We start from the raw sequence: 13,726 nt of genomic DNA, 5'->3' as shown, positions 1-13,726 counted from the left end.
TCGTTTCATCCTCAACGAGATAATGATAAGTTCTCTTCCAGGACACTGTTGATGTCTTCATACTTGTAATATAATATGCTCCCCACTTTTGTAAAAGAAAGAACTCCATTCAAGCGAAGCGATTGCAAAGTTCCAGGGGAAATTCCCAGCACTTTTCTGACCTCGGCACTCCTCAACCACTTTTTCTGAACTTTCTCAGCACCATCAATATTCAACTTTTTCAATTCAGCAAACAATTCCTTTTTAAATTCTTCAAGATCCGTTCTGGTAATTAAATCCAATGTTGCCATACATTACAGTTTAAGTTTTCAGCTATAGTACTTTGGTAATAGCATGAAGCAAAGAAAGTCCAGAGAACTCATAACTTATCACATGTGGGATAAATACATAATTTGACAGTCAACAGAACCGCTAAGTAATGTATTGATAAACAAAGAGCTGAACACTGACGAAGCCACAGGCTTGTCAAAAGTGGGTAAGGGAAAAGGTGCAATCAAGTGCTGAGGTCGATATACTCTATCCCCATCAGGGAATTGTGATCCCAATAGAAATCAAATCTGGGAGCACCGGAAGTCTAAAGTCACTTCACCAATTTATTGACGTATCTGACCACCCATATGCAATCAGGATGTATGCAGGCAAGTTTAATCTTGAAAGAGCAATGACTCCGGGCAAAAAGCCGTATTTGTTATTGAACCTACCCTATTATCTCGGCACTTTGCTACCGCTTTATGCAGAATGGCTTATTACGCAAAAGTTGTAATCTCTGTACTTCGGTAAAAGTAGACACTCCATTTCGTTCCAAACTGTCCACTCCAAAAGAGAGCTTTATTTCTAGGATAATGTTCCGTCCAAGAATTACTTGGGATAACCCCCACATTTAATTCCATTTTTAATATTTAAATCATTAAATTGCAGATAGTCAATAAACTAATCATATTAAAAAACCAACATCATGGGAGCTGACGAATTAGAAAACCAAAAAAAACCAACTGTTGAAATAATAACAGAAGAGTCAAGATTGAACGCTAATGAAACGCCATTAATTACAATCACCACTGGTGAAACAGAGCAAAAAAAAGTATTCTTTAGAATAAATCAGCCAAGGGGTCGTGCTTTATTAATCGCTGTACACTTATAAGTTGTCTGGCCAATATTTAATATTTGTGTAACCATACGTGCATTACTTGATGGAAAATGATTTTATTGATCCTACTTCTGGGTTTGATTGGGTTCACGGAGGAGATCTAATTGCTAAACAATTAAAAGAAGAAGGTGTAAAACACTTATTTACCTTGACTGGTGGACATATATCTGGAATTTATGACGGTGCCAGGTTTCAAAATATTAAACTAATCGATTTTAGACACGAACAAGCGGCCGTACATGCAGCGGATGCCTATGCTAGATTAACTCGATCACCTTCGGCAGCGGCTTTAACTGCCGGCCCAGGAGTTACAAATGGCATTTCAGGAATCGCTACGGCATTCTATTCATGCAGTCCTGTTGTAGTATTGGGAGGAAGAAATCCTTTCTCACTTGGAAATCATGGAAATTTACAAGATGCTCCTCATATTGGATTAACTACTCAGATTACAAAATATTCTTCTGGCATTTACGACTCTTGGCGTTCTTGTCATATCGTCAGAGAGGCATTTGCATCAGCATTAAGTCCAAGGTATGGTCCAGCCTATATTGATGTCCCTATGGATGTACAGTTAACTCGTATGCACCTTGATGACGCTCCCCCAGTTAGAAAAAAGACCAATACCTTAGTTTCCGGTCCAGATCCCCTTCTTGTTAAACTTGCTGCAAAGATGCTTGCTAAAGCTAAAAAACCAGTTGTCATTGCAGGTTCTGGAGTCTATTGGGATAGAGCTGAGCAGGCCTTAGCAGAATTTTCATCGATATTAGAACTTCCGATCTATGTAAATGGTATGGCTAGAGGTATTTTAGCCAAAAGCGATTCAAATCAAGTATTTTCAAATAGAAAAAAAACACTATTAACTGCTGATCTCATTATTTTACTAGGCACTGATCTGGACTTTCGCTTTGGATATGGCCAACCAGGTTCAATAAATGCTTTTGCTGAGTTAATCCAAGTCGATTCGGAAAGCTCTGTTATAGGAAAACATAGAGATGTTACATTGGGTATTGCATCAAATATAGCGCTATTTTTAACAGAACTAATTACACAAGCTAACATATTTCATAGTCCTAGTCCTAATAAATATTTAAGTGAGCTCAAATTAATAGATCACAAAATAACAGAGAACAATAAGGTTTCTTATAAATCACCCGATTCACCAATTCATCCTATGCGATTTGTTCAAGAAGTCATTTCGTTTTTGGATGATGATGCAATAGTCATAGGAGATGGCGGTGACATCGTAGCAATGTTTGCAGAAGTATACAGGTGCAGTAGACCAGGTCATTGGATGGATCCAGGACCATTTGGTTGTTTAGGTATTGGTGTTCCTTTTGCAATAGGTGCACGCCTTGCAAAACCAGATAAACAGATTCTTGTAATTTCTGGAGATGGCTCTTTTGGTTTTAACGGATTTGAGTTCGATTCGGCAGTAAGGCAAAATATACCATTTGTTTTGATTATTGGTAATGATGGGGCTTGGGGTGAAATGCGTACGTTTCACGAAGATGTATTTGGTCCAGCCGATACTTCTGCTCAGTATTTAAGTCAGAAAACGCAGTATGAAACGGTTGTAAATGGGCTAGGAGGCTATGGGCAAAAAGTTACTGTGGCTAGTGAAATTGTTCCTGCTCTTAAAAGAGCGTTCGATTCTGGTGTTCCTTCGGTGATCAATGTGATTTTAGACCCTACATATAGACGAGAAGCGCAAACAATTTCAGCAAAACATATGGTAATGGCTTATGGAGAGGGAGACTTGGACGCATTTAAACGAAGTATATAATTTAGATCTATGACAGGTAAAGAATTAATCCTAGAAGTTGAAGGCATCCAGTTAAAACTCTTAACAAAATTGGTAGATAAGAACCCTTTTTGGAAGAGTATATTAAACAATCCAAAAGACGTTGATGAGAATGTTTATTACGGAATGTGTGTAGAAAACTATCATTTGCTATTTCGCGAGAGTTATTTTGACGCACCAATTCTATCATATCCATTTTCTCAAAAAGCTAGACTTTTAATAAATGAATTTTATATTGAGGAGTTAGGGCATGATAAGTTACTTTTAAAATCACTGATTTCGGTTGGCCTTAGTGAAAGTGATTTATTCGAAAGCACTCCTTTACCAGGAACGATGGCACTTTGCAATTCTCTTGCTTATTGGTCGAGACATGATCCACTGTTTTTTTTTACAACTTTAGGGCCCTTGGAAGGGCGTGAGATTGAAATAGATAGTTTCGTAATCGCTATGCATGAAAAAGAACTATCAAAGGAATTCATAGACCCTATAGAAAGCCATGCTAATATTAACATGAATGCTGGCCATGGTTTATTAACTAGAGACATATTTGAAACTATACAGGTAATTTCTGATGAGGATGCAAAGAGGATCTTCACGTACACTGAATTGTTTGTCAAAATTTACGATAGATTTTATAAAAATATTTGGAACCATTATTCTAATGGCGGTAAATTAATTAGAAAAGCTGTGCATTATGGAAAAGCATAATTCTTATTTTGATAAACCAATCTTTCGTATTGGAGTGGAAGTAACTATTGAAAATGAATATGCTGAGTTTAAATATTTTGATACTTCGTTTGATATAGAATTCTCGGATGAATATGAGTTGGCATTAACTACTTTTATAAGTAAGTTAAAGACTGGCTTAAATTTTATCTCTTTTAATGATGAATTTCCTTTCTTTAAAGACTTTGCTAATGAACTCATTAAAACTCTAGATAGATACGGATTTATAACAGAATCTTCAATAATAATTAATGAGGATTATATAACCGGGTTATCTCTTTGGAAGGAAATTGACAGTTATGCATCGTCATATCTATCAAATATCGACCTTCCTCTTGGTAAGTTATTAATCTCCGAGAATGTAACCAAAGAAATTATAATTAATTATGCGATCCAGTATTATCATTTTGTAAAAGCTGGACCTAAGATTATAGCTGCTGCAATGGCTCTTGCAGATAGGCCTGTTGTTCATGATATATTGCAATCATTTTTAATGTCGGAATTGAATCATGATAAACTTTTACTTAAGGCGTTGAAGGGAGCAGGAATTGATTCCAATAAAATTTTATCTTCCGTACCTCTTCCAGAAACCTTCGCATTAATTACAAGTATGCAGGTTTTGGCGCATCAGGAGCCATTAAGTTTTTATTCTTGTCTTTTTTTAGTTGAAGAAGAACGACCGCTATTCAATGAATTATTAAAAACAGCTTGCGAGAGAGTGGGCTTAAGTAGTGCATTCTATAAACCGATCCTTGACCATTCTCACATCAACGAAGATGAAGATCACGGTGCAATAACAGAAGAGCTTCTCAGAAATTATTCAAAGATCTCACAAGAAACTAGAATTGTTGTGTTTAAACACGTGCATAACAATTTGGAAAACTTAATTGCTTTGGAAAAAGCGGTGATTGAGGAGGCAGTAAATTGTGTTAAAGAAGTTAATTAATTATATATTAAAATGAAAATCAATGATAGTATATTAAATCTTTACACTCGTCCTTTTTTAGTTGCCACACAAATAACTTTACAGGCCAAAGAAAAAACAATAGAACTTTTTGACGATAACAGATCCTTAAAAATTGATATAGATGGAGAAGTTGAATTGGGATATAAGTTAATAAAAAGGCTAACTGACCCTGGTGATGGGATTTGGCATCTGGATGAATTAAAAAATAATGATATAATAGACTTAATAACATATTTAGATCGTTATGGATGGATCCAAGATGCCGATAAATCTGGCGAAATTGAATACCAAAGGCTTTCAAAAATTTACTTACAGGTTATGACTGATGCGAATTCTTGGATGTTAGATACAGTTAAAACGCTTAATAGTATTGATGAGGAAAAGAGCACGAGACTTAAAAAACTAACCTATTTTTATTTTACGGAATGTAATAATTTAATATCCAGTTTAAAACATGGGCACCGTTCTTACCAATGTCTCTCCGACATTATAATATCAGAAGAAGATTCTATGGAACTTCTAGCACTGAATGTGTCGCTTAGGGCTTGGCAGCATACCTCACCTAAGACGCTCTATTTAATTTCGAAAGTTTTAACCAATACAATAGAAAATATTTATGAGGATAAAAACAATCTTCTTAATGATGATAAAAGTATATTTGAATTAACAGGTACTGAAGATGTTTTAGCGATTAAAAATCAGGTTTGGGCCTTTTGTTGCCTTATGGTAAAATCCATCGAAATGGAACGGAAACCCATGTTTAGGAAATTTACTCCTAAAGAAATGAATTCTACTTCGGGCATAAATGCAATTATTCAAGCCGAAGCAATTGGGGAATCCTTGATGAATGCAATTGAGAATACCGAGTTACTTGATGTAATTAATGGTAGTGTCTATGCACATAGATCTGCTGTAGGTGTATTCTTACACCAACATTTTGTTACAATAACTTACATAGATGCAATTTTATCCTTTTTAAGACCCCAGCTTAATAGAAAGACAAAGATTATTGGTTTTGATTATCTGTTAGAAGAAATTGGTCATGATGCACATGAACGCGAAGCATGCATTTTACTAGGATTAACTGAAGAACAAATAGACACCTTTGCTCCTCTTCCTTTTTTCACAGTGTATGCTGATATTATTGGCTATCTTTCTGAAAAAAGCCCCTTGACATTTTGTATGGCTATACTCGTAGCCGAGGGAATGCCTGGAGAAAAGAAAAAAATCGCAGATGCTCTTGCCAATCAAGGAATTGATCATGAGGAGCTTGCTGTTCATACTGAACTTGACCTTAGCCTAAATCATACTTATTATCCAAGAAAAATGATGTCAAGTTTTCCATGGATTAGCGGTCAAAATCGTGTAGATGCGACAAGGAATTTTCTTTTCATCTTAGAGCTCAGTCAGTTGTGCTGGAAACAGCTTGCAAGGTATGCGGCCAACGAAAAACTTAATGATGTGCCGTTGGCTTTTAAAATTCCTTTTTCGGAATTGCGAAAATTATAAACTTATTCAAGCATTAATAACTTGGGATATCTAAAATGTGCTTTTTTTTTTTGCGCTTCTCCACTTTTACAAATCGTCCAAACCACTACTATGTAAGTAGCTTTGACAGTTTGCTTGTTTACGAGTTGCTAATAATTGGGATTACTTTAAACCTTTTTTAAAAGCCAATTGTTTTTTTGCTTCAAGTTGTTCTTTGCTTGCTAAATCGGATTTTTTAGCCAACTGCTTTTTTGCATCAAGTTGCTCTTTGCCTGCTAGATCGGATTTTTTAGCCAACTGCTTTTTTGCGTCAAGCTGTTCTTTAGAGGTTTCGTTCATTTTTCATTGATTAAAGGTTAGGAATATGTTTTTTTACAAAGTTGATTTGCTCTTCATTAAGTCCTTCAAAAAGGCTATCTGTAGTTAATTGTTCTGGCTTAAAGGAACAGCCTTCGGTTAAACTTGGGTTTTCGCCATTCTGCAATTTCCTAACCTGTTCTTCAAAACCTGGAATGCAAAGATTATTGAGCGGACAGGATACACAAGAAACTCTATCACGATTTGCCGATAAGTATTTAGATGCAGAGATGCAGTATTCCTCAAAATCTGGTCCGTCATATCTCTGAGTTGGATTAGTAATGTATTTTTTCGCCATTTTTAATCTTTGGTCTTAGTATTTTATGCTAGCAGGATGATTTATCTTCATTATTCAAATATGTCATAACCCGGAATTTTGTTTAAAATATTATTTGGTGGGATAAAATATATTCCCGCTCCCCAAATCTTTAGGATCTGATTTACTGTAGATTGATCGGCGACTGAACCGCCAAAGTTTACATTGCCTAGCCACGTATCTTGGCGAAGCAATCTAATCAATCTTTCGGGTGTATCTTGAAAACTTATAAAATTTAAACCTATTTTAACTTTTGGACTAATATCTGAGGCTTCAAAAAATTCATACCCTTGTCTAAATATTCTTAAAGAATCACGATGGCTTATCGGCTCTCTGTGGTGGTTTGCTCTTTGCACATGACTGGCCAATATGGTAGGATCTGAAGTCATCGGTGTTTCAAAAAAATCATGGTTGATATAATTTCCAGCTGCGTCTTGATCAATAATTGAAGTTGAACCAGCAAAAGGACATTTGTTAACTGCTACAGGTATATCATTAACGATTTTTTCTAAAGGACATCCGCTTTCTTTTTCTCTTCCAACTAAAAGTTCTTGGGTTACTTTATCTAATTTTATCCAACTATCTATATTTACCTCTATGCGCATAAAAGCTAAGAATGTACCACCTATTGTCCATTTGTCTGCTTCAATATTGGTTTCTTTAATTTGAATTGCATCCAATCGGTCATTTCCGCTTTTAAGATTCGAAATTCCATCATGGAAATCTATCCAACTTCTTCGATCTTCTCTTTGAAAGCCTGTGTAAAATTTCACAAGCTCAAAAGGAAAAGCCTCATTGTTTAGTTCCTTTGTTATGAATTTATATGCCTCTAAGTAACACCTATAAGTTAACAATTCTGAATCTGAAATGAATTGAATGGCAACGTCTTCTGTGGCAGGGTTTTTCGTAATCGAATCAACATAACTTAAACCTGAAGCTAAAAGCACTTTACCTCCACCAGTTGGTAAGGGAGAACGAAAATTTGCTTGGATGATTTCATCAGGAACTTGCTTTTTAATACCTGTTCTACCAAAAATATTTTTACCATATCCAATGGTAATTTGCAATCCAGCAACAGGAGTTGGCAAATTAATGTTAGGCAGATCAACTATATTACCCTTTTTAAGATTAAGAAAAAGGCTCCAAAGATCCTCTAAAGCTGTATAAATCTGATCAGAATTAGCGCTTGATTTAACCCTAATAAACAATAGACCCCAATGCTTTCCGGGTGTTGATCCTTGTTGATAAAATATCCCCTCTTGAAGCATTATATAATGATGTCTACATTTCTAGGTGAACTCTTCAGTACCAAACCGCCATTTTCATATTCGGTTAGTAATTTCTTAATTAACTTACAAATACTAGCTTGACCACAAACAATGGGCGCATCACTTTCAGTTAATATCACGTATTCCCCTTCATCAAGCTCTGTTGCTTCTCCTAATTGAATAAGTGGGCCAACTTCAATCTGTTGCAATACTTCAAATCCTCCTTTGATACTTACATCAACACCACCTTTATCTAATGTAATATCATCTAAATAAACCTCTTCGGCATCACTTGGTCCAAATACCAAACGTTGATGCCCCCTCGAGAATTGAACCCAAGCATCTGGTATTGCATTGCCATTATAGGCGAAATTATTTTTTGAAAAAGACTGTATATACATTCCCAAAGCCTCATTAAATGCGATGTGCCTTCCTTCAAAAACAGCACCATAAGCCCCCATTGCAGCTGCAGGATCGGCATGGCGACATGCTAACTGTTGTACATTGAATGTTTTGAAAATTGATTCTTTTTGTACCTTTTCAAAAGTTGCTCCATTTTTCCTTGCATAAGGTTTTGCGCCAAACATTACAATGTAAAGGAGATCATCTAATCCATTGATAGGATGTGTCATGAAGAATGCATTTTCTCTATTTATTTTTCCGACGGGTTGACTAGGAACTCCCAATTGAATCAGTCTATCTTCGTTGCCATTCCCTGCAACTTGAGTTGAAAAACTAATCTCACGTTGTTGAATGGTCATAGGGATAGGATCATTTCCATATAGGTCGTCCCAAGTTACTTGATAATTTAAAACCGATGTTGCCAATTGCTTTAAAAGATCTGGGTCATGTTTAGCTATTGTTACCCAATATTCTCTTAATTCTGTTGTGATTTGAACCCGCTTAGGTCTAAGCTTTCCCTGGGAGTCTGTTCTATATTCTATTGTATATTCACAGTACTCATTGTGCAGGTTATGACGGCCTTTTATACCCCAATCCGAGAGTTTCTGCGCAACATCAGCACTTTGACAAAATGCTGGTTCAGCAGGATCCCCAAACCACTTGACGCTATTTACTACGATTGAATTTTGGATTTCGGCTGGATCAAGGTGGAAAAATTTCGATCCCAAGTCGGTCTCAAGGAGGCTGTATTGTCTCTGTATTTCCTCATTCCATTTTTCTAGCAAGAGAGTAGGCAAATTATCCGCTTCGCCTGGTGATTTAAAAATAATTTTAGTCATGATACTGAATTTATAGATAAATGTTTTGAATTGAAGCTGTTAGAAGATACGCTCGAATGCTTTTTGCATTTCGAACTTTAGACCTGATGCGCTATTGTTTGCAAACTTGCGTAATTGCGTTTTTTGGTTCAAAAATATTTAGGCTACACCCCATAATATATGTGAGAATCTTATAGAAAACGATTTGTCGGGAAACGCAGATACCTTTAAAGATCAGACCCCTAATGAGGGCAGTTTCAATAATCATAAGAATGAGAAATACATTAAGTTACTTAAATAAAGCTAATTATAAAAATTTTAAAAAGCTATTCAATGAATGAATATTTTTTTGTTTTGAATCTGGTTTTCCGAGCTTTAATTAAGTTGTATTTGAATTGGGGCTTACATCAACAACTTAAAATGATGAAAACCGATTTTTAAATGTTTTTGTTACAGTTTTATCTTCGTATGTTGACTACTTCATTTCCCTTCCCAATGCTAATTATGCGAGTCCCAAACTCAACAAATTAACTAAAAAGAGACATAAATTATCCTTACTTGTCTACCTTAAAAATGAGTAATTAAATACAATTAATTTAAAATAGGCCTATGTAGGACCACTATATTATTGAATTTTTAATAATGAGAAAAAAAATCTTCTTGAGGACAGAGGAGGGACAATGTTTTTAAAACTTCCGTCAAGAAGTTACGATATTTTATTAAATAATTAATAATAAATTAGTTAACAATTATCATAATCAGATAATTTATTTTCATAACAAATTTAAATACAATACGTTAAGCATTTTTACTTCAATTATCTCCAGATACATAGCAGCTTTAATTCTGATTATCAATCGTTTACACCGAATTAAACGCTCGAAAAACACGAAAAACATAAATACATAACTAGCTGATTATCAGTATTTTGCAAAATTTTTCCGTTACTTTCTTAATTCAAGATAGAACACTGATAATCAATCTGTTTAATAGCTTAAAAAATACAAACTCATCATATTTTATGTCAATGTATTTTAGCATAACCTACGCTTCGGTTACTCCTTCTAATAAATATACTAACAGCTGTAAGACATAGTCAACGTTCTTTTCCGATTCGGTAACCATATTTCTGATCAATCCACTTTTTTCTTTTTGCTTTATCTGCGATGAGCCAGCCCATATTTTTCAATTGAGGAATCACCCCGGCATTGAGCAACGAGGTTTTACCAATCCCTGATACTCCGATCAGCAGGCTGAAGCGATGCTGAATAATCTGGGTGCTGAGTCCCTGTGTTTCGGCGGTCTGCAGTAAAACAGCGAGGCAAGCTCAGGGCTAAAAAACCCCATACCAATGGGCCTATCAATTTTATTGAGCTCAGGAAGTAACTTCGTATTTCTTGGTTTATAGGTTGCTTCTACGCTGAGTTCCAGTTTGCGAATAATATCTCTAAGGATGCTAAATGGCAGTTCCGCACTATCCTTAAAGCAAGTTAGGGTATGTCTGTTTTCGATGAGCGTTTTGAAGGCGTTCATTTTTTCAATCGCAATAGCTTCCCGGTCTATATATTTGATTGGCCAATTTGCTTCCGGATCCACAATATACAGCAGCAGTCACTTGAGTTCTCCTTTTTGTAGCTTTGCAAAAGCTTCATGATATTCGAGCTCGGTAAGCGACAATCCGGATTCCGGGTTTATGCTGCCATACCTTTCTGCATAAATGCCGATGAAAAAATTGCATTGCTTTACACCGTCCAAGCAAACTTCCAAGGCCCCCAGCTCATCGCTACCGAATACCTCCATAGAGATCAGGTCTGATTTTAAAACGCCCAGGAATTTTAGCACTTCTTCCCGGGTTTCTTTCAGATCCACAAAGGTTGAACTGACGAATATGCTGAGCTGACTGGACTTCATTGACTACTAAGATAGTTAATTGTTCCGGCAATATAATAAATTAACCGAGATCAGGCGGCCGATACTGGTTTCCCTTTACAAACTGTAAATTTATAGGCGGATAAGGCCAGAGGCGAACTTTATTGAAGAGCCTAATAAGGCATAATTCTCATCCTGATGGCAAATTGTAGGTGAGGACAGAATCTTTCGATCTAACTATAGGTACGACCCCTTAGTAGAACGTATAGATCTTGGGGTCCCTTGAAACTAGTAGTTTTATTATTGAACAGTGAAAGTTAAACATGCAAAGCAATCTCCACCTAGGTTAGTTTACACTAACGAGCATTCATTGATACTGGTGTTGGTCAGTAAAGCTAACCCTATATTGGCTATACGAGACATCAGCATATCAAGATCTGCATCAAGATCCAGCTCGCCTAGTACAGCGAGGTAATCGAGGTCTCGGGAAAGGTCGTATACGGAATTATCCTTGTAGTTTTCGACTGCCGTGGTCATCTCTTGAAGTGTTGGTCGATAGGCGCGCATTATTTTTGCATCAGCCGCTCCTAATTTAGCTTCCACAGCGTTAAGCGATAGATTGCAAACGTCTATGGGCAGGCGTTTGCACAAATGATAGCGAACAGCCCAATTGACCATCGAGATCAAATCACTATCCGTATAACCGTCAAGTTTTTTACGGTAGGTCAATAACATTTCGGCAAAGGTGGTTGGGCGACATATTCGCCAGAAATCACCATGACGTTTTAAGTCCAGTGCAAAAGCTTCATAAAGTTTATCATTCAATGTTACCATCATACCTGGGTATTTCCGATCTCTGAATAAGTCATTACAGTAGCAAAAATATCTTCGGAAATTTGCTCCGTTGTCTGATTCCCATTTATAAATTGAATATTCTCGACATTGCTAAGCTTGGCGAAAGCTTCCAGGTATTTTTCACGTACCAACTTCAGATTATCTAATGTTTCGTAAAGTTCAACATGTTCACGGTTAAGCAATATTCGTTGCATAGAAACTTCAACAGGTACATCAATAAAAAAATTAACAGTTGGACGCAGAATACTTGCACTCATGAAATTGGCATCGATCACCCATTGCATATCCATATGCGTGCCATGATAAGCATAGGAAGAAAAGTAATACCGATCAGTAATGACTATATAACCTTCCTCTAACTTTTTAAGCATGCCGTAGGTCTCATTCAGCAGATGATCTAATCTATCGGCCACAAACAGACCTGCAATAACACGCTCATCCGCTGTTTCTTTACCTTTCAAAACATCCCGAATCATAGATCCAATGTGATTATCAGTGGGTTCAAACGTTAAGTAAACACGATATCCGGCAGCAGATAGTCTGCTGGCCAAAAGCTTTGCCTGCGTACTTTTGCCGCTCCCGTCAATCCCCTCAAAAGCAATAAACAATCCTTTTTCCGCCATATTAATAATTTCCCAAATTTACATCAAATAAGCCGGATTGAATAAGCAGTTCTGTATTTTTTGAGCGAGCTACGAAATAATTTACCGCCATAGCCCAGAAATCCTTGTGTCTAAAACTATCCTCAAGACCCAACAGATGCTGAAAATAAATATTGCATACTTCTTTTGCTTCCTTTCGTTCATGTTGATACGAGACATATAAAAACATTAATCTTGCAATATCATGAATCGAAGGCCCATAGATATGAAAAGTTTCACCTGTTAATATTGCATTGTCTAAACTGGGATTTCCGGAGGCAAAAGTCAGTAGTTCTTCCGGTAATCTTTTAATAAGGAGGTCAATTTCGTCGAAGCGCTTTTCAAATTCGCTTGTTCCGTTAACGAACGGAAATACAAGTTCGGTGGCCGGGTATCGATCATTAAAGATATTTGCAATATCAGACTCAACAAGCTTTTTATTTATTGGGTTATCCAAATAAAAGTGCAAAGACTGGGACACGTGTGTCTGCGTTGCAATCTTACAGCCAATCAACAGACTCATAAACTCACTCAGCATACTGAATTGGAAAATATTTGCAATCACACCCCAATGTAGATCGTTACTTCTGTTAATCACAGTAGTGTGCAGCATACCCCTACTAATGCGAAACATTAATTGTGTGTTACATGGAATATCTTTGAATGGTTGACCAAGGTCAATCCGACTGTCCCAAAGAGCGATGACTGATCGTCTTAGGTCAGGGTCTTTATTTAGACGTTTACATAACGTAAAGAATTGATCACCAGTTTTTTCAAGACCGGCGCCTCCGTTATGGCGCAACCGTCGACCATAAGCCCCATGGAGTGTAACTCCATCATCGGAAAATTGTGGAAATATCGAGTTGAACATGGTAATGAAAGCCAGGTCATCACGTCCGGCTAATACCCAAAATGACTCTGCAAGGTGAAAGAAAATATTACAATTTCTGCCTTGGGCTACTGTGCACCGTCGCTTGGGATCACGTATCACGGTTTTAAAATTCAATACCTCACGGGTATCCCCTATTCGGCTGCCGACAGCATTTCCATTTTCTTGCAAGTGTTTAAATM

At 36.6% G+C, this 13,726-nt stretch carries 16 protein-coding genes; 5 read left to right on the top strand and 11 right to left on the bottom strand.

All coding sequences use genetic code 11. The features are described 5' to 3' along the window. Positions 1-11: 11 nt before the first annotated feature. A complete protein-coding gene (locus N824_RS09505; protein WP_048904921.1) occupies positions 12-290 on the bottom strand; it encodes a helix-turn-helix domain-containing protein in 279 nt (92 codons plus the stop codon). 665 nt (positions 291-955) lie between these two features. Here N824_RS09505 and N824_RS09495 point away from each other — a divergent pair. From N824_RS09495 to N824_RS09475, 5 genes are read left to right on the top strand one after another with little or no spacing between them, the layout of a single operon-like run. Next, the gene (locus N824_RS09495; RefSeq protein ID WP_048904919.1) at positions 956-1,141 is read left to right on the top strand and encodes a hypothetical protein; all 186 of its coding nucleotides are present in this window, start codon (positions 956-958) and stop codon (positions 1,139-1,141) included. 49 nt (positions 1,142-1,190) lie between these two features. After that, positions 1,191-2,930, top strand: coding sequence for a thiamine pyrophosphate-binding protein (locus N824_RS09490; RefSeq protein ID WP_048904918.1), 1,740 nt, complete (start codon positions 1,191-1,193; stop codon positions 2,928-2,930). 9 nt (positions 2,931-2,939) lie between these two features. Continuing rightward, positions 2,940-3,656: a hypothetical protein gene (locus N824_RS09485; protein WP_048904917.1), complete on the top strand. Its 717-nt coding sequence runs from the start codon at positions 2,940-2,942 to the stop codon at positions 3,654-3,656. Beyond that, positions 3,643-4,620 carry an iron-containing redox enzyme family protein gene (locus tag N824_RS09480; protein ID WP_048904916.1) on the top strand — a complete coding sequence of 326 codons (978 nt, stop codon included), beginning with the start codon at positions 3,643-3,645 and terminating at the stop codon, positions 4,618-4,620. The genes N824_RS09485 and N824_RS09480 overlap by 14 nt, the downstream gene beginning before the upstream one ends. 12 nt (positions 4,621-4,632) lie before the next feature. Beyond that, entirely contained in the window at positions 4,633-6,150 is a 1,518-nt protein-coding gene (locus tag N824_RS09475; RefSeq protein WP_048904915.1) for a hypothetical protein, read from the top strand. Between the two features lie 141 nt (positions 6,151-6,291). Here N824_RS09475 and N824_RS33020 read toward each other — a convergent pair whose 3' ends face one another. From N824_RS33020 to N824_RS09435, 10 genes are all read right to left on the bottom strand, one after another. Continuing rightward, complete coding sequence (locus tag N824_RS33020; protein ID WP_200869859.1) at positions 6,292-6,468, bottom strand: hypothetical protein; 177 nt, start codon at positions 6,466-6,468, stop codon at positions 6,292-6,294. Positions 6,469-6,478: 10 nt separating this feature from the next. Next, positions 6,479-6,784: a hypothetical protein gene (locus N824_RS09470; protein ID WP_048904914.1), complete on the bottom strand. Its 306-nt coding sequence runs from the start codon at positions 6,782-6,784 to the stop codon at positions 6,479-6,481. A gap of 50 nt (positions 6,785-6,834) precedes the next feature. Further along, entirely contained in the window at positions 6,835-8,070 is a 1,236-nt protein-coding gene (locus N824_RS09465; RefSeq protein ID WP_048904913.1) for a Dyp-type peroxidase domain-containing protein, read from the bottom strand. Next, positions 8,070-9,311: a hypothetical protein gene (locus tag N824_RS09460; RefSeq protein WP_200869858.1), complete on the bottom strand. Its 1,242-nt coding sequence runs from the start codon at positions 9,309-9,311 to the stop codon at positions 8,070-8,072. Before N824_RS09460 ends, N824_RS09465 begins: the two co-directional genes overlap by 1 nt. Positions 9,312-10,386: 1,075 nt before the next feature. After that, a complete protein-coding gene (locus N824_RS38315; RefSeq protein ID WP_373419283.1) occupies positions 10,387-10,536 on the bottom strand; it encodes a hypothetical protein in 150 nt (49 codons plus the stop codon). Next, positions 10,536-10,823, bottom strand: coding sequence for a hypothetical protein (locus tag N824_RS09455; protein WP_152542135.1), 288 nt, complete (start codon positions 10,821-10,823; stop codon positions 10,536-10,538). The genes N824_RS38315 and N824_RS09455 overlap by 1 nt, the downstream gene beginning before the upstream one ends. 78 nt (positions 10,824-10,901) lie before the next feature. Continuing rightward, positions 10,902-11,201, bottom strand: a complete 300-nt coding sequence (locus N824_RS09450) for a DUF4062 domain-containing protein (protein ID WP_048904911.1) — start codon at positions 11,199-11,201, stop codon at positions 10,902-10,904. Positions 11,202-11,510: 309 nt separating this feature from the next. Continuing rightward, positions 11,511-11,996 (bottom strand): hypothetical protein, encoded by a 486-nt coding sequence (locus N824_RS09445; RefSeq protein ID WP_048904910.1) that lies wholly within the window; start codon positions 11,994-11,996, stop codon positions 11,511-11,513. Next, the gene (gene tmk, locus N824_RS09440) at positions 11,993-12,637 is read right to left on the bottom strand and encodes a dTMP kinase (RefSeq protein WP_048904909.1); all 645 of its coding nucleotides are present in this window, start codon (positions 12,635-12,637) and stop codon (positions 11,993-11,995) included. The genes N824_RS09445 and tmk overlap by 4 nt, the downstream gene beginning before the upstream one ends. A 1-nt stretch (position 12,638) precedes the next feature. Further along, positions 12,639-13,715, bottom strand: a complete 1,077-nt coding sequence (locus tag N824_RS09435) for a thymidylate synthase (protein WP_048904908.1) — start codon at positions 13,713-13,715, stop codon at positions 12,639-12,641. Positions 13,716-13,726: the final 11 nt, after the last annotated feature.

Source organism: Pedobacter sp. V48 (assembly GCF_000523515.1).
Lineage (GTDB): Bacteria > Bacteroidota > Bacteroidia > Sphingobacteriales > Sphingobacteriaceae > Pedobacter.
Note: the sequence above shows the minus strand (reverse complement) of the source record. Positions and strands in the feature narration are given on the sequence as shown.